The organism is Leptothoe kymatousa TAU-MAC 1615 (assembly GCF_018739865.1).
In the GTDB taxonomy this organism is placed as follows: Bacteria; Cyanobacteriota; Cyanobacteriia; order Phormidesmidales; family Phormidesmidaceae; genus Leptothoe; species Leptothoe kymatousa.
This window is the reverse complement of record NZ_JADOER010000004.1, coordinates 293,397-320,340: the sequence shown is the minus strand read 5'-3', so window position 1 is coordinate 320,340 and position 26,944 is coordinate 293,397. Positions and strand designations below refer to the sequence as shown.

The following is a 26,944-nucleotide window of genomic DNA, read 5'->3' as shown; positions in this document are numbered from 1 at the left end:
GAGAGTGGTGTAGGTTGGGTTGAACGGAGTGAACCCCAACCATTAGAGGCGCTTAGGGTTTGTTGGGTTTCGCGGGGCTCTACCCAACCTACGGGAGGCGGTGGATTAGGAAGAGAATCTCTGCGGCATCGTCGTAATCAAGATCCATGTTGTCTGCGAGGGATTTATCGCGGGAGCCGTTGAGGATGGTGACGACAACTGGAATTAACCTCTTAAGGAAACCAGGTGTGTCCGCATCGCCCATGAGTTGTTCAAACAGGGGGGCAATCTCGTCGGTTTGTTGTTGGGCGATTAGACCCAGGACGTGATCCACCAGTTTGCCGCCAGAATACTGCGCATAGCCCCCCTGCTGGCGATAGGCCAGGTACGCATCCCGTGCCTGCCGCCAGGCTGTGTGGGCTGCAGCTGAGTTGCCGGTGGCGGTTTCGATATTGTGCAAAACAGAGTAGGTTTTCCATGGCTCGGCGGCATGGCCAAAAGCTTTATCACACTCAATTGCCCGCAGGATTTCAGATCGCGCTTCGTCATAGCGTTTGAGTTTGTACAGCTGATTGGCAATATTGTTACGGTCTAGACCTTCATTCTTTAAGTCTCCCAGTGCGATATCAATATCAGCGGCCTGACGGTAAAAGGTGACGGCCTCTTCCAGGCGATTGAGTTTGTTACCATAAAGATTGCCTAACTCATTCAAACTGTCGGCCTGGCCTGCCAGGTTATTGGTCTGGGTCTCAATCTCCAGGGAGCGTCGATAGGCGGCTTCTGCCTGGTCGTACTGCCCTGCCCGTTTATGCACCATGCCGATTTGGTGCCAGGCGGTAGCGACCATTTTGGGTTCATTCTGTTGTTCAAATAGGGTGCGGGCTTCTTGATGGAGGGAGAGAGCATCCCCATACTTCTCTTGATACATTCGCACCGTTGCCAGTTGCCCCTTGCCGACTGCCACATCTCGGAAAGACTCTCGTTTTTCATCTCGTTTGATGGCTTCCCCATAGGCTGCAGCCGCGTCCTCAAGCCGTCCCAATGCCTGTAGACAGTCCGCTTGTTCCGTCAGCGCCGCAGACGCCATACGTTCGCCACGCTCTTCCAATGCCTCACATAGTTGTTGTGCTTTTCTAAGCAGGTCTAGTGCGGGTGCTGCTTGTCCGCCAGTTTTCAGCACCCGACCCAGCAACCAATGGGCCATCGCCAAATCATAATCCGCCCCGACATAGGCGTTTGGCCCCACATTCTGAGACGTTTCCAATAGTCGCTGAGCCTTTTCATAGGCCGCTTGCAACTGCCCCTGCTGTAGCAGCCGTTCAATCATCAGTTTCTCATTATTAAACCGAGCCTGGCCCCACTCCGGAATCACCGCCGCCGCCCGTTCCCGCAGCGCCACCGCCCGTGCCAGGGCCTGGGGCCGGTTTAGGTTCGCCAGCAGTTGTTCAATGTATCTGACCGTTTGTGATACCTGCTCAGCGATGGTCGGGTCCGCCGCCACCCGTTGCTCCAATACCTGCAGCAAAGCCATCAGGTTGGGCAGCTCCAGCAGCGTTAACGAGGCAGCCAGTTTACCGTCTTTAAACTGTTGCCCATACAGAAAATCCACCAACTGCCCCATGGCCTCAGCCCACGGGGCTTCCAACTCTGCCAACTGCTCCACCGACTGCTCCAGCCGCAGGTAGGCAGGCAGCGCCGGGTCCAGCCGCAGGTAGCTATACTCCTGCGCTTCTGCCATGCCCACCTCGATCAGGCTGGCTTTCACGACCTTGGCCTGTTCAGTCTCAATGCCCATCACGGTGGCCATATTCACAATATTTCCACCCCCATAAAACACCGCCAACCGATCCACCAACGCCCGCATCCCCTCCGGCAACCGCCGCAACGACAGCTCCACACTGGCATAGAGCGAATTCTCCCGATCCCCCGGATTCTTTTGCTCCAGCTCCGCCATCAGCCGCGCCACATTCTGCGACGTGGCCCGTACCCCCCTGGCCACCTCCCGCGCCAACAACACCAGCGCCCGAGGATGACAGTTTACCGTCTGTACCAGCTCCTGAATCTCCTCCGGCGTTTCTGCATTGTCACTGGGGGGAGGTGCCCAGCCATTTTGAGCCATCACCTGCTCCACCAGCTTAATCGCTTCCCACTGACGCAACCGCCCCAACTCCACCGTATTTTTCCCATGGGCAAAGGGCTGGGGCAATTTCTCCCGACTGGTAAAAATCACCCGACAGCGATCGTCCGCCGCCAACAACCGCTGACACAGCGCCAACAACTCAGTCACATCCGCCACCCCAGCCGGATTGTTGCCTGCACTATCCGGCAACACCGACTCCATATTGTCCAACACAATCACCGTGGCAAAATTTTGCAACGCTCTCTCTATGGGCTGCAGGGCTTTGTCTAAATCATTGCCATACTCCGCCACCGCATATTTGGGCACCAACTGCCCACCGAGGTTATCCAATATCCCCCTTACATCCTGCACATTCTGGGGTTCCACACTGACAAAAACGGCCCGGTTAAACTGGCCAGACCGCACCAGCCATCGCGCCAGTTCGGTGCCAATGGCGGTCTTGCCCATGCCGCCACTGCCGCGAATGACGGCATAGTTCTCTTGCTGTAGCAATCGTTCTAGATGTAACAACATGCGGCTACGGCCCACAAAGCTATGGGCCGGGACCGGGGGTAGCTTACCCAATTGCAACTCCCGCCGTTTCCCGGCCATCCTGGCCGCCGCTTCCCCCACCGTGACCGAAAACAATTGCGGATCGGCTTCATCTTGATACAGCACGGGCACAAACCAATCTTGCAGCCGTAGTTCCCCAGCTTTGCGCACCTTGAAACGATAGCGATCGTTATACAACGCCATTTGCCCCGCCAGCATGGCATCGCCAATGCGTTTGCCCTCCGCCAGGGTTTGATAAAAGGGTTCCACAAACCGGCGTGCGGTTTCTACCAAGACCGTATGGCTCATGGCTACCACCGACCCAATCCCCTGCTGCAAAAGCTGCGCTGCCACAGACGCGGTGGGGTCAGTCTCGGTTTGGGCCGTCTGGCACGCATCTAGATAGATTAGGGGCACCCCATAGGCCCGCATCTGGGCCGCGAGTTCCTCGGCATAGACCAACTGCATCTGTCGCTGGCCTAGCTTGTTGCTGTCTTTGGGGTCTTCAAAGCAAAGCGCCCCCAGCCCCACCTGCTGGTCATATACCCCATGGCCATCAAAGTGGACAATCTCGTAGGGGTCATCCTCGGCTCGGGCTTTTTGCAGGGCGGTGGCCATGGCCGCCAGGGTGGGTGGCTGTAGAATATCGACTTTTACCAGGTCTTCCCCCAGGTTTTCTACGGCCTGCACCAGGGCCTGACCGCTGACGCGATGGTCGATATAGCTAACGGGGTTCCCCGTGTCTGATACCTCGGGCCGAGGGCTGATCAACAAGACCCGAATGGGCAGATCCGCCTCTAGGGTTTCGGTGCGTGCCCGGTTGGGTAAGCGTCTGCGGACCCTGGCCCCATTGGCCCCCTGGGCCAGATAGCCCGTGCCATCGTGCATGGTTTCCCAGGGTAGTGTGAGTAATTCACTCGCCGCCACCCGGATTTGGGCCAGTTCGCTATCTTCGGTGCCGGCGGGTGGGTCGGCATCCACCTGCACAGAGAACCTGCGGCTACCGGAGCTGCGTAGCCATTCGGTTAAGGGCTCCCTGGCGACTTCACTGCCCAAGGCCGATTGGAACAGGGCCTGCCCCCACTGGGGCAAGTTAATTTCTGTCTTTTCTGCCCGCTGCTTAAATACGCCCGTTGGCCAATGGCAGTAGCTTTCGATGTACCAGCTAATGTCTTCTAGCACTAGGGGGCCTAGCGGTGACTTAAATCGGTAACGGCGGCTTTCGATGCGACGGCTGCCATCGGCGGGGATGTAGGTGAGCGTTGCGGTGGCCTCGGCCCGTCGAGTGTCTTCTTGTTGTTTGATTTTGGGATCGGTGAGCTCTAGCAGCAATTCTGCTAATGGCTCAACGTCAACGGTTTTGCTGCCTGCCCAATCGTCGGGTAGTTGGGTGCCCAGGGCGGCGAAGATCTGGGGCATGGCCTGACTTAGACCGGTGGGCTGATCTTCGATAAAAATGTGGATCGGCTCTACTGGAAAGAATGGCTTGAGCAACCCAGGTAGGACTCCAGGCAGCACCACTGAAATCACCTTGTAGCCGTCTGCTTTTCGCTGTTCTGCGATTGCCTGGGCCAGTTTTAACTCCCGCTGTACCCATTCTGAACTGAGGGCATCAATGCTCAGCACCACCAGGAAATGACGGGCGGTGCGAATATTTTCCTCAATGGTTTCGCTGAGGGCATCTCCACCTGTGAACTGCCGTGAATCGACCCAGGTTTCTAGGCCATGGCCTTCTAACAGTTGCCGTAGCTTTTTTACCGTGTCGTCGTTTTTGGAGGAATGGGAGATAAAGATGTGTTCAGCCATGGGGGGATGATGACCTGAAGGAGTAGGCGGGAAGTAACGTCGCGTTTAAGTGGGCTGCCCTTTTTAGGGTATACAGCCTAGATCGGTAGAATCCCTGACATTGGATCAGGGAATTGCGCGGATTTATACCCTGAGCTGTGATTGATGCTTATTTCCCTTTATAGACAAGGTTTTTTCGGATGTGGGGAAATGCAACAACCACTTAACAACAACATCCGGCGGACCCACCCGCTATGCGGTGTAAATTTTGCTCAGCCCCAGGTTGGCTAACCCTTTGCGATAGGCAATGGAGGTTTTATCCGCTTCGATATGGCACTCGGTGCGCAAATCTAAGGGCAGGTCTTCGGGATATTGCGCTTCCACAACGGCTTGGTCTTCCGTAAAAATTTGCCGGTTAAATTCATACACGGGCTCTAGGGGCTGGTCCTGGTCAAAATTTCGACATAGGGGCGAAAATAACCGCGTTTTTCGTGCTGAAATTGGCGATGGGGCATTGAGAATGCACAACCGGCCCCCGGCGGGAAAATGCACCCGCAAAATGGCGGCAAAGGGTAAAAACACATCGAAGACTCGCAACCATTGAAAATCGGCTGGGGCCCGATGCTGAAGCTCCTTGGGAAAATTGCTAACGGAACTCGTATACTCAGCCCGCAAACCGTTGGGGGTGGCAGTCACGGTGTAGGGGGGCACCTGGGGATTGTTGCGATCGGCAAAGGCTTCGTGGTGCACCCAGGCAAAGTGGGCCACATCCAAAAAGCCTTCCATTTGGCGACCTACGGCGGCCTGGATCTCTAAGCTATCGGGCAAAATCTGCTGATAGGCCCCATCGTCCCATTCGGGCATTTGGGGCAGGTTGGCCTCGCTGCCGTCCCCCTTTAGGGTGGTCCACACCAAACCGTAGGCTTCTCGCACGGGGTAGGTTTTGAGACACAGGCGGGCGGGAATGCTGGCCTGGGGGTTGGCGGGGATCAGGGTGCATTTGCCGCTGGCATCGTAGTGAAAGCCGTGGTATTTGCAGATCAGCCGATCGTTCTGGAGGTGGCCCATGCTCATGGGCACCCCCCGATGGAGACACAGGTCGTTGGCCACCGACACGCCCTGGCTGGTGCGCCACACCACTAGCCGCTGGTCGAGCAAGGTGGCCGCCACGGGGGTGTCGGTGACATCGTGGCTAAAGGCGACAGGAAACCAGAAGGGTGCGATCGCATCCCAATCTGCCCTAGAAAACGTGCAGCCCCGAGGATAAGGATTTAATGATTGATTTTTATCTATCACAGCCATAACCACCTCAGACTCCACAGACAGGGTCGGCTAATATTCCGCGAATAAAAAAGCCGACTGGCACCATAGTGACCAACTGCAACGTCCTAGTCTGTGACGGTTTTGACGTTTCGCACCCGGCGCAAACAAGCCGCACAAATATCAAAATTATCCATTCGAGTTAACCTGTTCCGGGCTATAGACAGGAACCTGCATTAAAATCCTTTTAGCCTTTCAATCACATTGATAAGGTAAAGGTATAGTTACTACTGGTTACATTTCTTAAAACAAGTACATAATAGTGCTGACCACATACGTTTGATTGCGGCTTCGTCGCCGTTTTAATCGCTCATCGATCAGGAATGACATCCTTCGTGCTAGGCAACTTACCATTTCCAGGACAGGGCGGAGACCAAGTGGTCAGCAAGGCAGTGAGTAGCGCCATTGCCGCTTTGTTTAAGCGTACCGGCAAGCTCGAAGCCAACGTCCGGGCTGAACCTGTCGCCAAGCTACTCCAGGGCAGCGTCGATGGCTTTGATTTCATTGGCCACAGCATGCTGATGTACAACGGCCTGCGCATCAAAGCAATGGAGCTGTTCGTCCAGGCGGTGTCCATTGACTTCGGCGCTATCTTCAAAGGCCAGGTACAGATCAAGCAGCCCACCCAAGCATCCTTACGCGTGGTCCTGACCGAAGAAGACTTGACCACCTCGTTTAATACACCGTTTGTGGTAGAAAAACTGCAGCAGATGCAGTTTGAGGGTAAGTCGCTCTATTTTAGCGACACCGAAATGGTCTTGAACGATGACAAAACCATCGAACTTACCAGCCAAATACGGGTGGGCAGCACCTCCGCATCGCCCAACTTTATATCCCTCACCGCACGGGTAGAAGTTTTCAACCGCACTAAGCTCGCGTTTGTGGATGTTACCTGTGGCGGCACCGACCAAGACATCGCCTTGGGTAAAGCCATCGTTGAACATGTCAATGCCCTGCTAGATTTAGATTCCTTCGCATTGGATGGGACCCAGCTACGGATCGACAAGGTGCGCATGCGGAACAAGGAACTCGTATTTTACGGTGTGGCCCATATTAACCAGTTTCCGACTAAGAAATAGAAGCCCAGTAGCTTCTATAGCCGAGCGTCGCAACGGGTAGTCCACGGCTAATGGTGGCCCCACAGACGAGCGTCCCAACGGGTAGTCCACGACTGATTGTGGCCCCACTGCCGAGCGTCCCAACGGGTAGTCCACGACTGATTTTGGCCCACTACCAGCTAAATTATTGGCAACACGACCAATTTGGGCCCTACGGCAACACTATTGGCTTTTCCGCAGTCAACAGATGCACAAGGTGCTGACCAGTTGCTTCGTCAAAAAATAGCCCACCGTCGATTTAGCATGCATGGTCGCCGTACTAACGGCCATTGAGGGGGCTAGATCAGCCAAGCATAAAAAGATTTGAATTGTTTTTGATACCGTCGGTTTGCATAGGTAGAATCATACCGAAGGGTTGCAACGGAAAAATCGCTATCATTATCACGCTCACCACAGGATATGAATAATCCCGTGCAATTCCCCAAGTTCCCTTCAAAAAAAGGCTTTTCGCCCCAATCCAATCAGGCATTGCTGTTATCAACAGCCGCACACGTCAACAACAACGAACATCCCCAGGAACTACTGGCAGGTGATGCCCTGTGGCAAATGCAATCACGGTCACTGGCCATAGAGATCGGACAAACCTACCCGTCCATAGAGCTATTTCCCATCGATGGCAAACGGTCCCTATCCGGAGCTAACAGAACTGTAAAAGTGGGCCGATATCGGTTATACCTTTTGCCCAGTGGCATTCTAGGAGATAGCACCGTCACCCTCCCCGTCTCTGCCATCCTAGGCGAATATGTCCCCCATCTATACCTGGTGGTAGATGTCCCCCAAGATAAACAATCTCCCATACGCGTCATCTCCGGTCTCTGCCACGATCAGCTATACCGATATTGTCGGTCCGCCTTGGGCATTAACCACAAAGCATGCACTATTCCGTTGAGGGAATTTACAACCACCCCTCAACAGGTTTGGACATACCTGAAATGTCTTGCCCCAGAGATTATTATTCCGTTTTAGTCTTGGTTGCGGCAGACTACAATCGGCAGCGAGGCCGACTTTAGCCCCAAGCAACTATCATTGTCAGGCATGCCATGAGTCTCCTTGCTAGCCACCGATGATTAAACGCCCCACCAATAGCTGCGATCGCTACCACGCCCATGTATATTTCGATGAGCATTCTCTCGCACAGGCCTCTAGCCTATGCGAAACCGCTGGGGAATTATTCGGCGTTAAGGTGGGGCGAGTGCACCAAAAACCTGTCGGTCCTCACCCTTGTTGGAGTTGTCAGCTAGCCTTCCAAAAAGCACAGTTTGAAACATTGCTGCCCTGGCTAGACGAGCACCGAGAAAGTTTAACCGTGCTGATCCATGGGCTCACAGGCAACGACCTTGCAGACCATACGGACCATGCATCCTGGCTTGGTGATCCGGTACCCCTAAATTTATCGATTTTTAAGCAGTAGAAGATATTGCCCCTACCGAGGCCGCCAAGGCTAAAACCCCAAAAAAGAATGCCCGTCGATAAATAACACGACAGGCATTCTTAAACGTGATTAAAACAAAAGCTGGTGATCCGACTCGAACGGACGACCGGCTGATTACAAATCAGCTGCTCTACCAACTGAGCTACACCAGCGAAGCTTTAGTATTGTATCAAAGGTTAGTAACTTAGACGACTAATTTTGAAAGTTTATTCTGAGCCGTTAATTTGGGACAGGTGCACGGCAAATAAACCTGCCCCAGCAGTTCTGTAGCCTAAGCCTTATTATTTTCCATGGCCCAACGGGCTAGCTCAGTACGGTTATGCAAACCGGTCTTACCTAGCATGTTGCTGACGTGGCTTTCAATGGTCCGCTGGCTTACCTTCAGTTCTTCCGCAATTTCGCGGTTGGCCATGCCTCGGGCCACAAACTGAACCACCTTTAACTCAGTGGGGGTAAGTTCCACATCGAAGGGAACCTGAATAGTGGGGGCACCACCACCTGCTTTGTTCTGATGTTGAATTAGCCGAGATGCCTGCTTGAGAGAAGATTCCACCTGAGCTACCAATTCTTCTGGCTCAAAGGGTTTCACCATGTAAACATCGGCCCCCGTAGTCAGACCTTTGACGCGGTCCTGACTTTGTCCTTTAGCTGATAGGAACAAGATGGGTATCCAACTTTTTCCTGGATCCTGGCGCACCTTTTCAACAAAGGCATAGCCATCCATTTCAGGCATCATGACATCACAGATGATCATGTCGGGAACCAGGCCGCCTAAGACATCTAGGGCTTCACGACCATTGCCTGCAGTGACTACTTCATAGCCACGAAACTCGAGATAATCTCTCACTAACAAAATAAGATTCGGGTCATCGTCTATTAGTAAGAGTTTCTTAGGGTCGCCATTCGTAGATTCTTTCATGCCGTGTGCTTTGTTACTCGAAGTCTATGGGGATGGGATGATAACAGTAATCCGATAAATGAGATGGCCGTTGAGTAGATGCCGGCAAATCAGAGCCTAATCGGCAAATAATAAGCGATTGGCTCATCATATATACCTTTGTTGATGATACTGTACGGACTACCGTCAGTCAGGGTGATTTTGTTAAGCCAAGTTAAATTTATAGCAAGGTTGTACATAATTATTTTTTGATGCTATCCGGGAACATCCCGGCAATCGCTTGTATGTCAACTGGTTGAATCAACCATGTCAAATCAAGTGTTCCCAACTAATCAATAGGATCACGGATCTTCCGGTACTTATTTACATCAGGTAGGGGTTTTTTCAGGAAAGCGAACTCTTCGACTACTTGATTACCGATCAGGTGCTCTTGAATAATCCGTTCTATAACCTCTGGAGTAACACTGTGGTACCAGATACCGTCGGGATAAACAACGACAATTGGGCCCTGCTGACACACCCGTAGGCAATTTGCCTTGGTGCGAAATACGCAACTAGGTCGTTCCTCTGTGGGCATATCTAGCTGCAGTTCTTTGAGACGCCGCTTGAGGTAATTCCAAGATTCGATACTGCTAGCCTGATCACAGCATTTGGGCTTGGTTTGGTCTGCACATATAAAGATGTGACGCTCAATGGAGTCGAGCGCTAAGGCATCTATGCAATGTGAGAGGGGCTTATTCATTGGTGAAAACGTATCACTATGGGGGTAGAAAGATATATGTGGGTGATCACACTGCTAGCGGATTTTGGTCACAGAGCTTGTGATGTTGGTGTGGTGCAGCGGGTAATTGCGGACAAGTCTATGCAGCTTATCCATATATATTAGAGACAATCAGCCGATACCTGCGATCAATCGCCCATGGGACCGCTATCCCCCATGTAATTCCATTGATAAAGCGGGCTACTGACTACGTTTGCCATGGGTTGGGCAGGGCCCGATTTAAGGCTACTGACTACGTTTGCCATGGGTTGGGCAGGGGGGGGCTTTGATGCTGCGATTGAGCCAGCCGATGGCTTGTTCTAGTCGGGGTAGGGCTTCGTCGGGGTTATCGTTGAGCAAATACACCAACGCCGCTGCCACTTGTTCTTTCGCTCGCACCTGTCGGTTCGAATTTAGCCGATGCCAGTCCATGGGACCAATGGCCAATTGCTGGGCTAGGGCCTGGGCCAGCGCCAGGGGATCGGCATCCTGAAGATCGGCGGAGGCATCGCTGGGGGGCGTTATGGTGGTGTCGCTCATGGTTGGTCGCTCAAAAATCTATACCGTTGGCCATGCCCATCTTAAAGTACAGGCCATGGATTTATGTCTGGGCGCTGCGGATCCTCGGTATGGCTGCACCAGAAAAATACTGCTCCACAGCATATTCTCTGGATCATTTCATCCTCTAAAGCAGCAACAGCATTCCTAAGAAACTCTGCTATACCTTAAGTCTAGACCGTATGAGCCCGTGTTATGAAATCCTCCCCGCCCTTAACTGAGCAAGATTTGGCTGAATTTGCCACAGCCCTAGAGGAAACCAAAAAAGACTTTAAGGCACTGCGCCAGCGCTATGGAGAAGTGCGGGATGCCTTTACCCAGCGAGCAGAGGCCCAGGCAAAAATCACCCAGGGCCATTTACCCAAAGCAGAGCTTAATCGGCTCAAAAAACAGATTGAAACCCTGGAAGAAACCTTGGAAAATCAGTTGCTGTCCTGGAATAACCTGAAGGAACCCTTCTGGCAAATATTACGGTTTGTGGGCCTGGGCCTGGTTCTAGGTTGGTTTTTTCGAGGCTGGTTTGGGTCGTAGTACGTCCAGGGATGAGGACACCCTAGGGCTAGGCTGTATCCACTAGCCACAAGAGTTCAATCGGTTGGGCCAAGGCTCCATAGAGAATTGCATTTTGCGCAAATTGTCGACCAAGGTCCATGGCGTTAGGGCGGCTAATGCCCAAGATAAATAAACTTTTTTCGGGGGGCCATTGGCCAGATTCATCTCGCCCTACAGCAGGCAGTGTCGGCAGACCGATGGCCTGCAATGTGGTGATAAGAGCCTGGTGACGCTGGTAGTTCTGGTGGAGGCCCAGTTGCTGAGAGTAGGGATTGTGGGCCGTGATTAATGCCCAGGTAGTCACTTGGTATTGTTGCAGCAGCCGATCTAGGGCGGTGTTTCTAGAATTTACACGCAGCTGCAGTGGGGCCTCGCTTGCAAACACTTCGTAGAGGGTTTTTTGATAGGCCTGATCTAGGCTGGCAAATTTAGCCGAGGTATTTTGAGCCATGGAGATTATTTATGTTTTTATGGCAAGGGACTGCTGTCGGTTGTTAGGCGCATATAGGCTAATTTTCCTGCGGATATTCGTCAAAGTAGGCTTCCCATTTGGCAACAATATCGACAGCTAAATGGGAAGGGAAAGAACATAGCTGTCGATACTTTGTATTACGCTCTTTAACGCTTAGCCTGCTCTGCTTGACTGATGGCAACATTGCCCAGTGTCCTTTGCCCTATGGCGGCCATATACGATTTCTAGGCATCATTACCCATCAACGGCGGCCGTTTATTCTATAGACGCAGCTGATGCAGAGTCACGAAAGCTATCAGCATCAGAATAATTTGGGGTCAAACGGTACCGCCTGCGCTAATTTATATAGAGTCTAATTTTTCACCGTGAGCAATGACCACCCCCCAGCGCATTAAGCACATCCTGAAATCTGGTAATCCTGGCGAAGTTGTCACCATCCAGGGTTGGGTCCGCACTAAGCGTGATTCGAAGAAGTTCAGCTTTTTAGATATTAATGATGGTTCCTCGATGACGGGGCTACAGGTGATTGCCGATGCCCAGCTGGATGGCTACGATGAGTCGATGAAGCGCATTACCACGGGCGCTTCGGTGATGATTGCGGGTACCCTGGCGGAGTCGCCGGGGAAAGGGCAGCGGGTGGAACTGCAGGCCAGTAGCCTGGAAGTGGTGGGGGAGTCGGATGCGGAAACCTATCCGCTACAGAAAAAGCGCCACTCATTTGAGTTTTTAAGGGAGTTGGGGCATTTGCGATCGCGCACCAACACCCTCGGTGCCGTCTTCCGCGTCCGCAATGCCTGTGCCAGCGCCATCCACGACTTTTTCCAAAGCCGCGACTTCCTCTGGGTCCACACCCCGATCATTTCCGCCAGCGACTGCGAAGGTGCCGGGGAAATGTTCACCGTCACCAACATGAACCTGGACAAACTACCCACCGGGGACGACGGCAAGGTGGACTACGGCCAAGACTTCTTCGGCAAACAGGCCTACCTCACCGTCAGCGGCCAGCTAGAAGCCGAGATTATGGCCATGGCCTTTAGCAATGTGTACACCTTTGGCCCCACCTTCCGGGCCGAAAACTCCAACACCTCCCGCCACCTAGCAGAATTTTGGATGGTGGAGCCCGAAATGGCCTTCTGCGACCTAGAAGGCAACATGGACCTGGCAGAAGATTTTCTCAAATTTGTCTTCAAACGCGTGTTAGAAGAATGCGCCGACGACATGGAATTCTTCAACAAGCGCATCGAAAAAACAGTGCTCGAAACCGCCAACAACATTATCAACAACGAATTTGAACGCATCACCTACACCGATGCCATTAGCCTGTTGGAAAAGTGCGACAAAAAATTTGACTATCCCGTCTCCTGGGGCCTGGACATGCAGTCCGAACACGAACGCTACCTGGCAGAAGAGTATTTCAAAAAGCCCGTCATCGTAACAGATTATCCCGCCGAGATTAAAGCCTTCTACATGCGGCTAAATGAAGGGGGTAAAACCGTTGCCGCCATGGATGTGTTGGCCCCCCGCATCGGCGAGATTATTGGCGGAGCCCAGCGAGAAGAACGACTGGATGTATTAGAGCGGCGCATTGTCGAAGCCGACTTACCCAAGGACGACTACTGGTGGTACTTAGACCTGCGGCGCTATGGCACCGTGCCCCACGCCGGATTTGGCCTCGGCTTTGAGCGATTGGTGCAGTTTATGACCGGCATGGCCAATATTCGCGATGTAATTCCATTCCCCCGCACACCCGATAACATTGAGTTTTAAGCTTGATTATGGAATATCACAACCTGATTACGATTGAGCCAGGGAAACGTAGTGGTAAGCCCTGCATTCGAGGTATGCGAATTACTGTGTACGATATTCTAGAATATCTAGCTGGTGGGATGACCGAGACTGAAATTCTGGAAGATTTCTCAGAATTGACTGTGGCAGACATTAAAGCTTGTTTGCAGTTCGCAGCAGATCGTGAGAAAAAGCTATTTGTCGTAGCGCTATGAAACTGCTGCTGGATGAGAATTTATCTGACAGAATTATTCGGTCAGTAATTGATCTGTATCCTGGTTCTGAACATGTCAAAACAGTAAACCTCATGCATACAGATGATGCTGTCATCTGGGAATATGCCAGGGCTTATGATTTCGTCATTGTTTCTAAAGACTCTGACTTTCATCAGCGTAGTTTACTCCATGGGCATCCTCCAAAAGTGTGGATGGTCTTGATAATTAGGTGAATTTTTCAATCGACATATGCTGTGCGTTATGGACAGTTTTTCACAAAGGAGATATTCTCTTGTGTTATACCAATTCTTATAGAATAAGCATGAGATAGAGTCAGGGTATCTCATGCTAGTTTTACCCTAAGAAGAGAATCTATACTGAGTTATTACCTTCTACACATAAGTTAGCTTGCGTTTTCTGTTGTTTAAGTTGCTCAGACCATGAGCATGAAAGTGCTATGAGTCGTAGCACAAATCTCTCAGAACTCTTTTTAAGACCTTTCTAGAGACTTTTTAACTGGTTTCTTCTTCTGATAATGCCGATTCCAATAACTTCTGCCAATCGTCATCAGTAGGTAGCATACCCTTATATTCCTCCGGCACTTCAGGATATAGCTGATATGTAGCCACACCGATCGGATTTGCTTTTGACTTCAGGCTAAATTCCACCTCCAGCCGATCCTTCTCAGCACACAGAATAATTCCAATCGTTGGGTTATCATCCGGTGCCCGCTCCTGGTCGTTGAGTACCTCCAAGTAAAAATCCATCTTTCCTGCATACTCTGGCCGGAACCGACCCGTTTTTAACTCAATCGCCACTAAGCATTTCAAAAAGCGATGATAGAACAGTAAATCCAGGAAATATTCGTTATCTCCTAATGCCAGTCGATACTGATTGCCAATGAAGCAAAAGCCATAGCCTAGCTCGATTAGAAAATCCTTCAGCCGAGCAATCAGATTGCGCTCCAACTCTCTTTCATGAACTGCCTGAGAAATCCCTAAAAACTCCAAACTATATTGACTTTTGAGCGTTTCCTCAGCTTGCTCTGCCAGATACTCTGGAAGCACAGCCTTAAAATTGTGACTTTTGTCTTGCAGACTGACCTCATAGGCCCCCGCCTTAATCTGATTTAGCAGCACATTCCTTGTCCAACCCAGACGGGCTGTCGCCTCTAGGTAGTAGTGTCGGGCCGCTTCATCCTTGATTCGCTGCATAATTAGGATGTTATGGCCCCAAGGAATTTCTCCAACAAGCTGTTGGAGATTTGGCGTCTGCTGATACTCGGTGTAGAACTGCCGAATCAACCACAGGTTCTGAGGCGAAAAACCTTTGATTTCAGGGAACTCCTGCTTAAGGTCAGCCGATAAACGCTCTACTACGGCTTTACCCCATCCCAAAGCCTCTTGCCGTTCCACAATTAGTTGCCCAAACGACCAATAAAACTCGATCAACGAGCGATTGACGGCCCGCGCTGCCCCAACGCGGCTTTGAACCACTTGGCTTTTAATAGCTCGTAGAAAATCCTGGTATGCAGAATCAGAAGAAGGCTTAATGGAACTCATATAGCCCTTCGCTTAACTGGTATTTGATTCTGTATTTCTAATTTCATATCTCATTGGCCCCCATCTTCTTACAGCTTGGTCACTATAACCGAACTGGACAATTGTGGCTTGCAACGAGGCTGTAACCCATTAGAGGCCACAACCACTAAAAATCAGTTGCTATGGTAACAAAATCCACTAAAAGGACAACGGCTTGGCCTAAAAGTGCGCTTGGGCAATGGTTGGCCTGGTACCAAAGCTTTAATCATCAAGTAGTTCACTTCTATTGCCCTACCTGGACAACCACTATGGTCAAAAAAGTAGGGTTTAGATAATTTAATAACGAGGTTTTCCGCGTCAAATAAACGGATAAATATCGTCACCAAAGACCCATAAAATTAGGCCAGCCTTTAGGCCAGCCTTTTTAACAAGTCTCTGAAAGTAACTGGGGCGGTAGGATTCGAACCTACGAATGACGGGACCAAAACCCGCTGCCTTACCGCTTGGCCACGCCCCAACGATGAAGTGAATTGAATAAGTCAATCACCAGCCCATGTATATTAGCAGTTTTTTACCGGATAGTGTCAATAACTACTGCTATTTTTTTAGATCTCAGCCATGCCCCTAGATTCTGCGCCGTTGTGCCCATGGCATCACCCCTGGCACGACCATATCCTAGAGCCCCCAGTCGGTGCTGACACTACAGATTCAGCCCCCAACTTTATGGGATAGTTGAATTTCAACGCCATCCCGCGCCCACGTTTCTAAATGACATCCACCTACTATCGTGCACCATGGCCTTTAAACAATGGCCTGTTGATGACTATCTATGCGGGCCTGTGGGCTCAAAAGAACTGGCAAAGCACCCTCTCAGAAGCTGAACCGGTCTACCAAGAAACTACGTTTACTGGGGCCCAGGACGTGCCGATTTTCGGCCTTGTGGCGATTCCGCCCAATGCGAAAGGCACCATCATCGGCACCTATGGCATCACCGGAGACCTAGATAACCAATGGTTTCTGCGCGTTATGGCCCGCAAGGCCTATGCCCAAGGGTATGCGGTGGTGATTTACGACTGGCGCGCCCATGGTAAAACGGCCAAGTTATCATCCACCCTTACCTCCGACGGTCTCCACGAAGGGGAAGACTTTGTGCGCATTGCGGCCCAGGCAAAGGAAATGGGCTGCCCCGCTCCTTTTTGGTTCACGGCATTTTCGTTGGGGGGGCTATTGGCGCTATGGGGTGTCAAGGCGGCCCAAAGTATGGATGCGTGGGGGGCGGGCCTAGGGCTGACGCTGGATGACATTGGCGGCTGTGCCGTTATTTGCCCAGCCTTAGAATCGTTGCGATCGCTCACCTACCTAGAAAATGCCCCCATCGGCAAATATCTAGAAAAAGCCATTACCCGCAAGCTAAAGCTGCTGCTCGACGACCTACAACAGGATCACCCCAATGCCTTTGACCCAGACGCCATTGAGCGGGTACACAGCATCTGGAGCTTTGACCACGAAATGGTGATTGGCCGTCTGGGGTTTCAATCCGTAGAAGACTATTATCGGGCCACCAGTGGGCTATACATTTTGCCCGAGCTACAAAAACCCACACTGATTCTTTACGCAGCCGACGATCCCCTATTCGAGCCCAATCTGGTTCCAGAAATTGAAGCCAGCTGCGCGGCCAATGGCCATATTGATTTGCTGATGACGGCCCAGGGGGGCCACGTGGGCTACATTAGCAGTGCCGATTGCCAACGGCGCAATCAAGACCCAGACCGTTGGTGGGCCTGGAACCGGGTGATGGATTGGTGCAACGACCAGACCCAGCAATGGAAGGCACAGCAGACTGCCGTAAATTCTGGCCAACCAACCCTATCTCGGTAAGCTATAGTTTCAGCCACTGGGATAGCGCCACGGTCGTTTATGTTTCTTCAGTCCCTTCACCTCAAGCAGTTTCGTAACTATCGCGACCAGGCGATTGAGTTCTCGGCACCAAAAACCATTTTGCTGGGGGAAAATGCCCAGGGTAAGTCGAACCTGCTAGAAGCGGTGGAGCTATTGGCGACGCTCAAGTCCCATCGAACGAGTCGCGATCGCGACCTAGTAAAAAACGACGAAACCATCGCCCAGATCCAAGCCAGCCTAAAAAAAGAACTGGGCGTCTCAGCGCTGCAGCTAACCCTCAGGCGGGGCAGTCGGCGCACAGCGATGATCAACGGCGAAACCCTCAAACGTCAGCAAGACTTCCTGGGCAGTCTCAATGCCGTACAGTTCTCCTGCTTAGATCTAGAGCTTGTGCGGGGCGGCCCCGGCACCCGTCGCACCTGGACCGATACATTGCTCATGCAGCTAGAGCCAGTTTATGTGCATATTTTGCAGCAATATAACCAGGTGCTCAAACAGCGCAATGCGTTCATTAAGCAACATACCGCAGACCCCGATCAGCCGCCGCCCCTAGACCCCACCCAGCTCGCCCTCTGGGATGCCCAACTCGCCACCCTCGGCACCCGTGTCATTCGCCGTCGGGCCAGAATGCTCCAGCGACTCATTCCCATTGCCCAGAGCTGGCATCAGGCCATTAGCAATAGTGCCGAACAGCTAGAAATCCTTTACAGCCCCAATGTGACCATCGACAGCGATGATGCCACCGAAATTCAGCAGGCATTTCTCAGTCAGCTCCAGGCCAAAGCCATGGCGGAATATTATCAGCGCACCACCCTGGTAGGCCCCCACCGAGACGACATTACCTTTCTAATTAACCAAACCCCCGCGCGGCAATACGGTTCCCAAGGGCAGCAGCGCACCCTGGTGCTGGCCCTCAAACTTTCAGAACTCCAGCTAATTGAAGAAGTCGTGGGCGAACCACCACTGCTGCTCCTAGACGACGTACTCGCCGAGCTCGACCTAAATCGACAAAATCAGCTACTAGATACTATTCAAGACCGATTTCAGACGCTGATTACCACCACCCACCTTGGCTCATTTGATGCCCAATGGCTTAAATCGTCTCAAATTCTACGGGTTGATCAGGGGCAGCTACTCAAGGCCTAACGCATCGACAGCGATAGATGTAGCACAACACTGCGATGTAGCACGACAGCTACGTGTATTACCACGATCTAGACGCCGCGACCCAGGCACCCTCGCGCCTAGGATCGCTGGCTCAATTTTAGTATCAAAAAAAATTCAAAAAACTCTAGTAGATACAATTGACACGGCTTTGACAAAGTTCCACACATTTATATTTTTCATATAAATCGCTGAAGATTTCCTTAGAACAATGGAAAGCGGCAGTGTAAATTCTGAACTAACCCTAAATGTTTACTTGGCCCATCAGGGTGCTATCTACCACATCAGGATACGGATAAGACAACTTAAACAGTGCTTATAGATAGCTGCATCTGCCTACCCTAGCAATCTCACTTAACCAGGGTACATCTACCCAACAGCCTCCCCCCAGGTAGCCCCCAAGATTTACTCTTATGCATATCTGTCCTAAGCCCTGAGCCGCTCAGGGCTTTGTATCCCATACAAGAAACCCATAACCCCGGCCATGCCTTTGGTGCATAGCCGGGGTTTCCATTATTCACATACATTATGCTACTGGAGGTATAGCAGACTCAAGCCCTAGGACTAGGAGGCAAGCGACACCTGCTTGCTAGAAAATGCAGACTTGCCAACGAAGAAGCTAAACAGTGGCAAACAGACAAGATGAATAGCCAGGACAACAGCCGCAACAGCGTAGATATTAAATTGGGCAGCGGCAATAATGCTGAGGGTGAAAAGCCCGGTGAAGAAGATGTTCCACTTCAGACCGGCCATACCCCGATCTAATGTGAGCAACAATTGTTCGGAAACAAGGGCAAAGGGACGGGGCAACGCGGATAGGCAAATAAGAATCAAGATAGGAATGGCCGGAATCCATTTTTGGCCAAAGACAATCGGCACATAGAACGGTGCTAAAGTACTTTGCAAAAGTACCAGGGGGAAAATCATCATCGCGCAGACCTTTAGACTCTTGCGATAACTCTTTTTGAGCGCTGTCAAATTTTCCCGAGCTTCGCATAGGTAGGGGAAGACGGAGTTTGACACCATATTGATGGCGGTCAAACTAATGCCGAGGCCAGCGTTAAAGGCAAAGAAGTAAAGCCCAAGCTGCTCTACGCTGAAAAAGCGACCAATGAGCAGGTAGTCGATGTTAGACCTGAGGTAATTGAGCATCTCGATACCCAGGGGGAATTTTGAGAAGTCAAAAATCTTCCGCCATTGGTAAAGGGTAAATTTGCCCGCAGGCACCCAGGTGTGGTTGCGGCGATAAATCGTCAGCCAGCAAAACTGGGAAAGCACTAGGGATATGGCAATGCTCCAGACACCAAACCCCATCACCACCAATAGGAGGATGGTCGTCTGCTGGGTAAATGCACTACAGGCAGATGCGATCGCACCCACTTTCAAACGATTTTCTCGCCGGATTAACGCATCCTGTACCGCATAAAACGGATTAATCAAATAGGCCAGACCAGCAATAATAATAGGTAGAATCAGCTTATCGTTTTGGTAAAACAATGCTATGGGATAAGCCATTGAGCATTGAAATAAAAAGATACCGCAACACAGTATCCAATTCGTCCAATAGGCCGTTTCTGCCAAGCTCGATAGTTCTGCCTTATCCGCTTGGATGAGTTTCGGAGCGATGCCACCTTTTTGAATAAAAACATTGGCAAAGTCTGTAACAGTGAAGAGAATAGCAATCAGTCCATAGTCTTCAGCCGTCAATACACGCGCTAAAACAACTACTGATGCTAGCCTAATAACTCGTATAAAGAGCTGACTAGCCGTCAGCCAACCAATATTTTTGACGAGTTTATCGGAAAATAAACTCTGAATTTTTTGGCGCATTGTACGTAATAATGGGAGACTTTTTAGAATAGAAGTTTCGTTTGGTCCGTACTAAGTCTTGAATAGATAATTTTTAGATACTAAAGTTATCTTACACAGAGCTCATTCCAGATTTTTACGATTTCAAATAGATAGGACGTATATCTTCAACTTCCAATATAAGGAGCATGAAGCGCATGGCAATGAAGTCCTATAATCGTTTTTTTGTCATCAGCATTATGGCGCAATAAAGCAGTCACTATTAGGGCAATTGGTAAATACCTGAAAATTCAGTAGATAAAGCGTCAAAACCTTAGAACACCCTGAGTTTTCTCTAATAAGTTCAAGCTTTGAAGATATTTTTCACCATTTAGGAGCTAAATCGATACCATTTCGTCGTATCTTTCCCCCACTGACTCTCCCTATTTGGCTGCCAATGACAGCATCGTACTCACAATTCTTTCTTCTAGACCCTCGCCTAGAAGAAATGACACCCTAGGCACATGCCGTAAATAGGCGGAACTACTTAGCCCCTCCCAGGTCCATGCCAATGCACTATCACCCTTGGCATAGCCCATCACACCCCCATATTGCCCTTTTCCTATTCCAATAGCGCAATAGGCTACCGTGGCGCTAGTTCGACCACAGTGCCCATATTGTTTAAGGCCCGGAAACGGAGATCGTAATGGACATCCAACCGCATGGCGGCTTAAACAACGTCAGACTGTATAGGGGCATCATTGCGGATAGTCGAAGAATAGGTCTCCACCTTTTGCCCCGCCTGCGACAACATCTGACTTACAAACTTCACCACTCTCTTGCGAACATTGCGCGAGAAAACAATCTGTCGAAAATAGTAGGCCCCATTTCTGCCAGTGGTTGCCAGCAAGTTGAAAACATCAGCTACAGCCAGTGGCTGTAGTGGGCTATTCCCATAGCCCAGCTCATGGGCCACCTTGTGGGTCAGGAAGTGACCAATTCTCTCTTCTAAGGCTGTAATTCTCTTCTTATTTTTCGCTGAGCCCTTATCTGAGAGTGAAGAATTATGCCCAAAGGAGGTCAAGTCAACCTGAGCAAATTCAATCCCCGAAAATCGGCTAATATCTGCCAGCACCTTCTTGGTATTGCTCAGCACCTCCTCAAACTTGACCAACATAAAGCGATCATGGCCATGCTCTTGGAGCAATCCAAAATAGGTAGTTGCACAGGTTTTCCAGGCTAACGCCTGAATCACAGGGTGATAGCGACCTCGGTCATCCCGAAACTTAGGATCCACCGTCCAATAATATTTGTAGGACAACAGGGTCGCCAGTGGAGAACGCAACAGAAAGATAAACTTCGCATCAGCAAACGCTTCTGAAATAATGTTGAAGTTCAAATAGTCCTGCGGCGTGTTGTAGCCCCACATTGGCTTATGGGATAACTCAGCCAAAAACTGCATAATATCCTCTAGGACTTGGGCCCAGGTCCTAGATTCATCGTTGGCTTTATATGCCTCAGCGAAACGATCGAGTTCCTGTAGATCTGCCGCCGAAAATGGCAGGCCAAACCACACTTCATCATCTAAATCTTCTGGTTTTGTTCGGTTCTTCACCTGGGTAACGATAAAGTCTACGAGTAGCCCTTTAATCGTTGGATTTGACTGGGCAAAGCCGTCAACACTTTCAACATACTGGAGGTAGTAAAAATCGTTAATAATAAAACAATTTAAACTCTCGTTGAGAATGCGCGATACCAGCGTTGAACCGCTGCGCGGTAGACCCACAAGAATAAGAGGTGATGGCATAGGAGCTTAACCAAAAGTTGATTAATATAAAGGCATCAATGCACTGATTACAGTATAAATCCGAGAAAAAAGAGTTAACACTGACAAACCACGCAACCTACAATAGGGAAAATACGCTACTTGGCCCTAATTGTGGTCAGATCAATTTCCTCGGCAATGGACTGTAATGAAGGGAACTAAACGGCGGTCAGGCCGTTACTGATTGGGATGAGTAAGCGATGGAAATCTGGCAAATTGACTGAATCTGACAGCTCGACTACTCATCCCAAGGAACAGCAACGGCTAAGCCCATGGTGGAACAATACATTACATAGGCCCCCTAAACGATGTTGTTTATCGAGGCCGCTAACCTCTTCAACGATTCATCAATTTCCGCTTCAGTAATGATGAGGGGTGGAACAAATCTCACCACCGTGGGTCCTGCGGGAACTAACAACAATTGTTGTTCAATCGCCGCTTTCACAATATCGATAGATTTTATGGCTGCGTCTTCTTTGAGCACCAGGCCATTGATTAAGCCCCAGCCGCGCACTTGCTCAAACAGTTGGGGATAGGCATCCACTAATTTCAACAATCCTTGACGCAGCTGTTGCCCCCGGGCACTAGCGTTAGCCATCAAGCCTGCAGATTGTACGGTTTGACAAACGGCTAAGGCCACACCACAAACAAATGGATTGCCGCCGTAGGTGCTGGCATGGTCCCCCGGTTGCAATACATCACAGCTTGACTTGCAGAGCATGGCCCCAATGGGCACGCCCCCGCCCAAGCCCTTGGCCACGGTAATCACATCGGGTTCAATCCCTAGATTTTCGTAGCCCCACATTTTGCCCGTACGGCCTACGCCCACCTGCACTTCATCCATGATTAAGAGAATGTTGTGGCGATCGCATAGCTCTCGTACCCGTTTGAAGTATTGAACATTGCCGGGGTTCACGCCACCTTCTCCCTGCAGGGCTTCTAACAGCACAGCAGCCACACGGGGACCGTTAGCATTTAGGGCTGCGATCGCACTTTCTAAGGCATCGCCATCATTAAAGGGCACATAGTGAAACCCTGGCACCAGGGGCGCAAAATTCTTTTGATATTTTGGCTGGCCCGTAGCGGTAATGGTGGCCAATGTCCGCCCGTGGAAACTGGCATTGGCCGTAATAATCACCGGTTCCTCAATGCCCAACGTCGTATGGCCATACTTACGGGCGAGCTTAATGGCCCCTTCGTTCGCTTCAGCGCCAGAATTGCAGAAAAACACCCGGTCCGCACAGGAATGATCCGTCAACCACTGGGCCAAAGCCCCCTGTTCTGGAATGTAATAGAGGTTCGACACATGGTGCAGCTGCTGCATTTGCTGAGTCACCGCTTCCACCATCACCGGGTGGGCATGGCCCAGGGTGCAGGTGGCAATGCCCGCGACCATATCCAGATATTCATTGCCTTGGTCATCCCACACACGGCAGCCTGCCCCCCGGGTTAGGGCCAAGGGAAAGCGACCATAGGTCGTCATCACATGACGGTCGAACTCCTTTGGTTGAAAGTCCTGGGAAGATTTTTCACCGGTAGTAAGCGCCTTAAGTGGATTTTTAACAAGCTGTTTGAAACTGACCACGGACTGACCTCTGAAGGAGAAAAAGAACAATAGTACCCCCGTTGTTAGGGGCGCCTGCACGGCGGGTCTCAATGATTAGCCACCAGCGCCAATGGAATCTAGCACCGGATTACCCAAAAACGGCTCTAGATTCCATCATTTATTTTTGATGCCTTAAAGTGATTGTAAGAAATTGCTGTCGTTTTGACCGCTAAATCATTTGATAGCTACTATCAAACCAGGCAATATAGCCGCCGCCCTAACGCCCAGATCGCTTCAGGGCCTGCAACCCAGCCCGTAGGCCATCGACATCCACAGCTTTTTCACCATAGCGCCAGCCCACATAGCCATCAACCATTTGGCGCACTAAGGGTCCCTGGCGAAAGTCGGAGCGCCGTTGCAAACTGGCCGCATATTCTAACGGTGTTTGGCTAGGGCGTTTGCCAAATCCTTGGCGCGCTAAAACCCCCAGCATTTGCTGATAAATCCGTTCAACCGGCGCTAACTGGTTTAGCGATAACCACCGCCGCCATTGTCGCCAGCCCTGCCAGCTGAGCCAGCCGCAAAAGCCCACACCGGTCAAACCCACAGCCGCCCACAGGACACTCAACCAGCCCTGGCCACTAAACCGTGAAATCAACCGCAGCCCCATGGCAATGGCCATAACTAACAGCTGAAACCCTTTTTGCATTAGCTGCACCACGGGGGCAGGCAACGCCCCAACGAGGATGCGCCATAGCTGTCGTAATACGCTAAAGGGGTTGGCACTATTGTCTTCTGGGGAAAATAACAGACTATTGGGAATAGGATTAAAGTAAAACCAGCCCTGACCTGGGAAATAGACTTCGGTCTGGGCATAGGCATCGGTATTGCGAACGATGTAAAACCCGGTAAAGGGGTTAAACTGCCCCGGCCCAAACCCGGTGGCTAGCCTGGCTGGAATATCAATGGAGCGGAGCATGATGGTCAATACCGTGGCAAATTGATCGCGGCTGCCGCCCCTATAGTCAAATAAAAATGCACTGACGAGATCGTCTCCCTCTTCAAAATAGGGGAGGTCGGTTTGCACGGTGTAGTTTTCGCGCAAGACCTGGGCGAGAAAGGTGGCCTTGTCGTAGGGGGTGGCCAAGGGGTCTTCAGAGGTGGCTAGCCAACGCTCGGTTTCTGTGCGGATGCGATCGCGAATTTCCCCAGGCACCTGCAAATAATATTTGCGAATGCCATCACCATAATCACTCGAACCTTGCTTTAACCGTTCTGGATCTCGCCGGGGCACCCGAGACACCACCGTATAGGTGAGACCTTCCGGCAACAACCCCGAAGGTCGTAAGGCGCCCTCCGGATCCATGGCCAAATCATCCGCCGGAAAATAGACCGACTCAGGGGAATAGAGCACAGGCACCAGGTTTTGAAAGTCCTGCACCATCGTGTAGGTTTGCACCACCTCCTCCGCTGGCCCAATCGGCTGGGGCGTAATCGGTAAAAATCGATAGGACAAAGGAGAACGGCCCAAATCCACCAGTTCAGCCGACCGCGAAGATTCCCAACCTTGCCCCGTGTACTGGTCAAAGCCCATCACCCGCCAAAACCCAGCCCGCTGCGATCTCACCCGCATAATCACCTTAGGTTCTAGATCGCCCTTCAGGTTTTGATTAATCTTCCGATTAAACCCATAGTAAAAATCAGGATTGATGCGCCCCGGCCCCGTTTCAGGACTCCCCCCCGAATTGGAGCTATCACCATCATTGTCAGCGGAACTGTCATTGCCCCGGCTCACATAGCCCGGATTAAAAATCTGACGACTGGAGGCCTCTCCAGTTACATCAATACTGCCACTCACCGGAAACGTCTGTAGCTGATAGCCCGGCACCCTGGGCATCGCCACAAAAAACATCAGCCCCAGGGCCAGCACAATCGCCATAATGCCCCCCAGCTGACGCAGTGGCATCCCCACCGACAGCCGTCGCCAGTCTAGCAGCCCCAAGCGAGAGCGGTAGTCCAGCACCAACACCGGCAAGGCCACCAAAAAAAATACCAACAAAAACGGCCCGAATAGTAGGGTTTGGCTAATCGTTGCCGCCACCGCCACCAAAATCAGGCCGATCATCATGGAATAACCCAGATCCTTCCGACGCGGTAGATCAAAACTGTGGAGCACCTGCAAATGAATTAGCAGCTCCGCCAGCACAATCCGCGTATCCCCTGGAACCCGCAACATGCGCCCTAAAAAAAAGGCCAGGGCAACTAACATGCCCAGGGCAATCAAAAACTTAGCCGCAATATTACGACGACGGCGACTACGCCAACTCCAGTAAGCACCTGCAATGCTCAAGGGCACGGCCAAAAGATTCCAAGTGGACGTATCCGTTACCCCCGATGCCGCCACAATTAAGCTGCAGATACCAATGGTGACCAGGCACTGCACCAGGCCCCTCAACGCAATGGAGTCCTCAGGCACTGATGGCGGCAGGGCTGAAAGCCGCTGCCGCCATCGGACGGTTAAACCAGAAACTGGATTATTCAAACTAGACATCGCAGGAACCCTACTAGGTAAATGGTGCCCACAGGCACAGTCTCATCCTAGCGGGCCTAACTAACAGATGGGTCTAACACCATTAAGGAAAATCTCAGAGGTCGCTGACCATCGTTATCTAATGACACTTCCAAGGAATAGGAAGCACCAATTACTGGCGCCGTTTGAGCCAGGGTCAACATCCCCGCCTCAGGGCGAGAAGACTGACTATCTGAATCTGCACCCACCAGCTGAATACTTCCACCTGTGGGCAATGTAGCGTTAATGATCAACACCGCACCGGAATAGTTCACATCAACATGAACAACACCTTCAGAGGTGACCCAGTCGCGGCCAACGGTCGACTCTTCCGCTGAAACTGTCAGCGCCAGGGCCGACATAATTTCCATAGAAGCCAACATAGTCAAAGCAATTTGTTGTTCTGGTGTAGCCTGGTCAAATCCGCCGGCCAAGTTCTCTACTTCCTGTAGAGTTGCTTCGGCCAAAGCAGAACCAGAACGATACGCCGGTGTTAGGACAATATTGGCAATGGGTTCTAATGCATCAAGCGAATCCGGGAAAAGGGATTCTACAATTTGCACTAACTTAACGCCCTGCTTTTGAGTAGACTGCACCATATTTTGGCAGCGATCTAGCAAACGATGCAGAACGGTTTCGGGCAACTTACTCGAAACACTAAACTGGAGTGGGTTTTCAAGCCACATCCGACTCATAGATTGAGCGTAGGCGGGCACCTCAGCTGGATATTCACGGACCTCTGCCTCCCAAGGAAATAGTGGGGGCCGATTCGCAAATTCCGTTTGGAAACGGTGCTTTAGAAGTGTGTGGAAACGATCTTGCACAGTGGTTTTATCTCCGAAGTGAAACGACTGACCCGTTTCAAATAAAGTGTCAAATGATACAGCGTCAGATCCGACTTCAGATGCACAGACTGCTGATGGGTTGGACTCTGTCAAAGTGGTAGACTTACTCCCCGATGGAGGGGACGCCGAGCGGTCAAAAGTTAAGAACTCTAGCAATAAGCGTTTCAAATTTTCTGACTCACTATTCATGGCGAAATGTCCCTGATCCGGATGATAAAGCCG

20 protein-coding genes, 2 tRNA genes and 1 pseudogene are annotated in these 26,944 nt (G+C 51.1%); 9 read left to right on the top strand and 14 right to left on the bottom strand.

Annotated features, from left to right (window positions below; all coding sequences use genetic code 11):
• Positions 1-88: 88 nt before the first annotated feature.
• On the bottom strand, positions 89-4,456 hold the full coding sequence (locus IXB28_RS03870; RefSeq protein ID WP_215617226.1) for a CHAT domain-containing protein: 4,368 nt from the start codon (positions 4,454-4,456) through the stop codon (positions 89-91).
• A 231-nt stretch (positions 4,457-4,687) separates the two neighbouring features.
• On the bottom strand, positions 4,688-5,737 hold the full coding sequence (locus IXB28_RS03865; protein ID WP_215617225.1) for a Rieske 2Fe-2S domain-containing protein: 1,050 nt from the start codon (positions 5,735-5,737) through the stop codon (positions 4,688-4,690).
• Between the two features lie 341 nt (positions 5,738-6,078).
• Here IXB28_RS03865 and IXB28_RS03860 point away from each other — a divergent pair, with 341 nt between their 5' ends.
• From IXB28_RS03860 to IXB28_RS03850, 3 genes are all read left to right on the top strand, one after another.
• Complete coding sequence (locus tag IXB28_RS03860) at positions 6,079-6,834, top strand: LmeA family phospholipid-binding protein (protein ID WP_215617224.1); 756 nt, start codon at positions 6,079-6,081, stop codon at positions 6,832-6,834.
• Between the two features lie 438 nt (positions 6,835-7,272).
• The gene (locus tag IXB28_RS03855; protein WP_215617223.1) at positions 7,273-7,839 is read left to right on the top strand and encodes a hypothetical protein; all 567 of its coding nucleotides are present in this window, start codon (positions 7,273-7,275) and stop codon (positions 7,837-7,839) included.
• A 97-nt stretch (positions 7,840-7,936) separates the two neighbouring features.
• On the top strand, positions 7,937-8,284 hold the full coding sequence (locus IXB28_RS03850) for a DOPA 4,5-dioxygenase family protein (RefSeq protein ID WP_215617222.1): 348 nt from the start codon (positions 7,937-7,939) through the stop codon (positions 8,282-8,284).
• A gap of 100 nt (positions 8,285-8,384) precedes the next feature.
• Here the strand turns inward: IXB28_RS03850 and IXB28_RS03845 are convergent.
• The 4 genes from IXB28_RS03845 to IXB28_RS03830 form a co-directional block, all read right to left on the bottom strand.
• A tRNA-Thr gene (locus IXB28_RS03845) sits at positions 8,385-8,457 on the bottom strand.
• A gap of 119 nt (positions 8,458-8,576) precedes the next feature.
• Positions 8,577-9,224: a response regulator transcription factor gene (locus IXB28_RS03840; protein WP_215617221.1), complete on the bottom strand. Its 648-nt coding sequence runs from the start codon at positions 9,222-9,224 to the stop codon at positions 8,577-8,579.
• A gap of 307 nt (positions 9,225-9,531) precedes the next feature.
• Positions 9,532-9,945 carry a (2Fe-2S) ferredoxin domain-containing protein gene (locus IXB28_RS03835; RefSeq protein WP_215617220.1) on the bottom strand — a complete coding sequence of 138 codons (414 nt, stop codon included), beginning with the start codon at positions 9,943-9,945 and terminating at the stop codon, positions 9,532-9,534.
• 264 nt (positions 9,946-10,209) lie between these two features.
• Positions 10,210-10,503: a DUF6439 family protein gene (locus IXB28_RS03830; RefSeq protein WP_215617219.1), complete on the bottom strand. Its 294-nt coding sequence runs from the start codon at positions 10,501-10,503 to the stop codon at positions 10,210-10,212.
• A gap of 213 nt (positions 10,504-10,716) precedes the next feature.
• On the opposite strand from IXB28_RS03830, the gene IXB28_RS03825 reads away from it, so the two are divergent.
• Positions 10,717-11,052 carry a hypothetical protein gene (locus IXB28_RS03825; protein ID WP_215617218.1) on the top strand — a complete coding sequence of 112 codons (336 nt, stop codon included), beginning with the start codon at positions 10,717-10,719 and terminating at the stop codon, positions 11,050-11,052.
• Between the two features lie 28 nt (positions 11,053-11,080).
• On the opposite strand, the gene IXB28_RS03820 is transcribed toward IXB28_RS03825, so the two are convergent.
• The gene (locus tag IXB28_RS03820) at positions 11,081-11,524 is read right to left on the bottom strand and encodes a DUF3293 domain-containing protein (RefSeq protein ID WP_215617217.1); all 444 of its coding nucleotides are present in this window, start codon (positions 11,522-11,524) and stop codon (positions 11,081-11,083) included.
• A gap of 393 nt (positions 11,525-11,917) precedes the next feature.
• Between IXB28_RS03820 and asnS the strand changes: the two genes are divergently transcribed.
• From asnS to IXB28_RS16990, 3 genes and pseudogenes are all read left to right on the top strand, one after another.
• The gene (asnS, locus tag IXB28_RS03815) at positions 11,918-13,312 is read left to right on the top strand and encodes an asparagine--tRNA ligase (protein WP_215617216.1); all 1,395 of its coding nucleotides are present in this window, start codon (positions 11,918-11,920) and stop codon (positions 13,310-13,312) included.
• A gap of 8 nt (positions 13,313-13,320) precedes the next feature.
• Positions 13,321-13,545, top strand: a complete 225-nt coding sequence (locus IXB28_RS03810) for a DUF433 domain-containing protein (RefSeq protein WP_215617215.1) — start codon at positions 13,321-13,323, stop codon at positions 13,543-13,545.
• Positions 13,542-13,751 (top strand): annotated as a pseudogene (locus IXB28_RS16990) (DUF5615 family PIN-like protein); the annotation flags it as partial. The gene IXB28_RS03810 and the pseudogene IXB28_RS16990, both read left to right, overlap by 4 nt.
• A gap of 306 nt (positions 13,752-14,057) precedes the next feature.
• Here the strand turns inward: IXB28_RS16990 and IXB28_RS03800 are convergent.
• The gene (locus IXB28_RS03800) at positions 14,058-15,107 is read right to left on the bottom strand and encodes a PDDEXK nuclease domain-containing protein (protein ID WP_215617213.1); all 1,050 of its coding nucleotides are present in this window, start codon (positions 15,105-15,107) and stop codon (positions 14,058-14,060) included.
• A gap of 424 nt (positions 15,108-15,531) precedes the next feature.
• Positions 15,532-15,603, bottom strand: a tRNA-Gln gene (locus IXB28_RS03795).
• A 251-nt stretch (positions 15,604-15,854) separates the two neighbouring features.
• Here IXB28_RS03795 and IXB28_RS03790 point away from each other — a divergent pair.
• Both IXB28_RS03790 and recF read left to right on the top strand, forming a co-directional pair.
• On the top strand, positions 15,855-16,964 hold the full coding sequence (locus tag IXB28_RS03790; RefSeq protein ID WP_215617212.1) for a YheT family hydrolase: 1,110 nt from the start codon (positions 15,855-15,857) through the stop codon (positions 16,962-16,964).
• A 39-nt stretch (positions 16,965-17,003) separates the two neighbouring features.
• Complete coding sequence (recF, locus tag IXB28_RS03785) at positions 17,004-18,131, top strand: DNA replication/repair protein RecF (protein WP_215617211.1); 1,128 nt, start codon at positions 17,004-17,006, stop codon at positions 18,129-18,131.
• A 582-nt stretch (positions 18,132-18,713) separates the two neighbouring features.
• Here the strand turns inward: recF and IXB28_RS03780 are convergent.
• The 5 genes from IXB28_RS03780 to IXB28_RS03760 all read right to left on the bottom strand — a co-directional run bounded on the left by IXB28_RS03780 (position 18,714) and on the right by IXB28_RS03760 (position 26,911).
• Positions 18,714-19,979: a lipopolysaccharide biosynthesis protein gene (locus IXB28_RS03780; protein WP_215617210.1), complete on the bottom strand. Its 1,266-nt coding sequence runs from the start codon at positions 19,977-19,979 to the stop codon at positions 18,714-18,716.
• Between the two features lie 688 nt (positions 19,980-20,667).
• A complete protein-coding gene (locus IXB28_RS03775) occupies positions 20,668-21,744 on the bottom strand; it encodes a sulfotransferase family protein (RefSeq protein WP_215617209.1) in 1,077 nt (358 codons plus the stop codon).
• A 319-nt stretch (positions 21,745-22,063) separates the two neighbouring features.
• Positions 22,064-23,347, bottom strand: a complete 1,284-nt coding sequence (locus tag IXB28_RS03770) for an aspartate aminotransferase family protein (protein WP_326520940.1) — start codon at positions 23,345-23,347, stop codon at positions 22,064-22,066.
• 238 nt (positions 23,348-23,585) lie between these two features.
• The gene (locus IXB28_RS03765) at positions 23,586-25,859 is read right to left on the bottom strand and encodes a DUF3488 and transglutaminase-like domain-containing protein (RefSeq protein WP_215617208.1); all 2,274 of its coding nucleotides are present in this window, start codon (positions 25,857-25,859) and stop codon (positions 23,586-23,588) included.
• A 56-nt stretch (positions 25,860-25,915) separates the two neighbouring features.
• Positions 25,916-26,911, bottom strand: a complete 996-nt coding sequence (locus IXB28_RS03760; protein WP_215617207.1) for a hypothetical protein — start codon at positions 26,909-26,911, stop codon at positions 25,916-25,918.
• Positions 26,912-26,944 lie beyond the last annotated feature (33 nt).

Bases quoted from the DNA above. Each gene is read 5' to 3' on its own strand.
- IXB28_RS03870 (WP_215617226.1), bottom strand. From the start codon at position 4,456: ATGGCTGAACACATCTTTATCTCCCATTCCTCCAAAAACGACGACACG.
- IXB28_RS03865 (WP_215617225.1), bottom strand. From the start codon at position 5,737: ATGGCTGTGATAGATAAAAATCAATCATTAAATCCTTATCCTCGGGGC.
- IXB28_RS03860 (WP_215617224.1), top strand. From the start codon at position 6,079: ATGACATCCTTCGTGCTAGGCAACTTACCATTTCCAGGACAGGGCGGA.
- IXB28_RS03855 (WP_215617223.1), top strand. From the start codon at position 7,273: ATGAATAATCCCGTGCAATTCCCCAAGTTCCCTTCAAAAAAAGGCTTT.
- IXB28_RS03850 (WP_215617222.1), top strand. From the start codon at position 7,937: ATGATTAAACGCCCCACCAATAGCTGCGATCGCTACCACGCCCATGTA.
- IXB28_RS03840 (WP_215617221.1), bottom strand. From the start codon at position 9,224: ATGAAAGAATCTACGAATGGCGACCCTAAGAAACTCTTACTAATAGAC.
- IXB28_RS03835 (WP_215617220.1), bottom strand. From the start codon at position 9,945: ATGAATAAGCCCCTCTCACATTGCATAGATGCCTTAGCGCTCGACTCC.
- IXB28_RS03830 (WP_215617219.1), bottom strand. From the start codon at position 10,503: ATGAGCGACACCACCATAACGCCCCCCAGCGATGCCTCCGCCGATCTT.
- IXB28_RS03825 (WP_215617218.1), top strand. From the start codon at position 10,717: ATGAAATCCTCCCCGCCCTTAACTGAGCAAGATTTGGCTGAATTTGCC.
- IXB28_RS03820 (WP_215617217.1), bottom strand. From the start codon at position 11,524: ATGGCTCAAAATACCTCGGCTAAATTTGCCAGCCTAGATCAGGCCTAT.
- asnS (WP_215617216.1), top strand. From the start codon at position 11,918: ATGACCACCCCCCAGCGCATTAAGCACATCCTGAAATCTGGTAATCCT.
- IXB28_RS03810 (WP_215617215.1), top strand. From the start codon at position 13,321: ATGGAATATCACAACCTGATTACGATTGAGCCAGGGAAACGTAGTGGT.
- IXB28_RS03800 (WP_215617213.1), bottom strand. From the start codon at position 15,107: ATGAGTTCCATTAAGCCTTCTTCTGATTCTGCATACCAGGATTTTCTA.
- IXB28_RS03790 (WP_215617212.1), top strand. From the start codon at position 15,855: ATGACATCCACCTACTATCGTGCACCATGGCCTTTAAACAATGGCCTG.
- recF (WP_215617211.1), top strand. From the start codon at position 17,004: ATGTTTCTTCAGTCCCTTCACCTCAAGCAGTTTCGTAACTATCGCGAC.
- IXB28_RS03780 (WP_215617210.1), bottom strand. From the start codon at position 19,979: ATGCGCCAAAAAATTCAGAGTTTATTTTCCGATAAACTCGTCAAAAAT.
- IXB28_RS03775 (WP_215617209.1), bottom strand. From the start codon at position 21,744: ATGCCATCACCTCTTATTCTTGTGGGTCTACCGCGCAGCGGTTCAACG.
- IXB28_RS03765 (WP_215617208.1), bottom strand. From the start codon at position 25,859: ATGTCTAGTTTGAATAATCCAGTTTCTGGTTTAACCGTCCGATGGCGG.
- IXB28_RS03760 (WP_215617207.1), bottom strand. From the start codon at position 26,911: ATGAATAGTGAGTCAGAAAATTTGAAACGCTTATTGCTAGAGTTCTTA.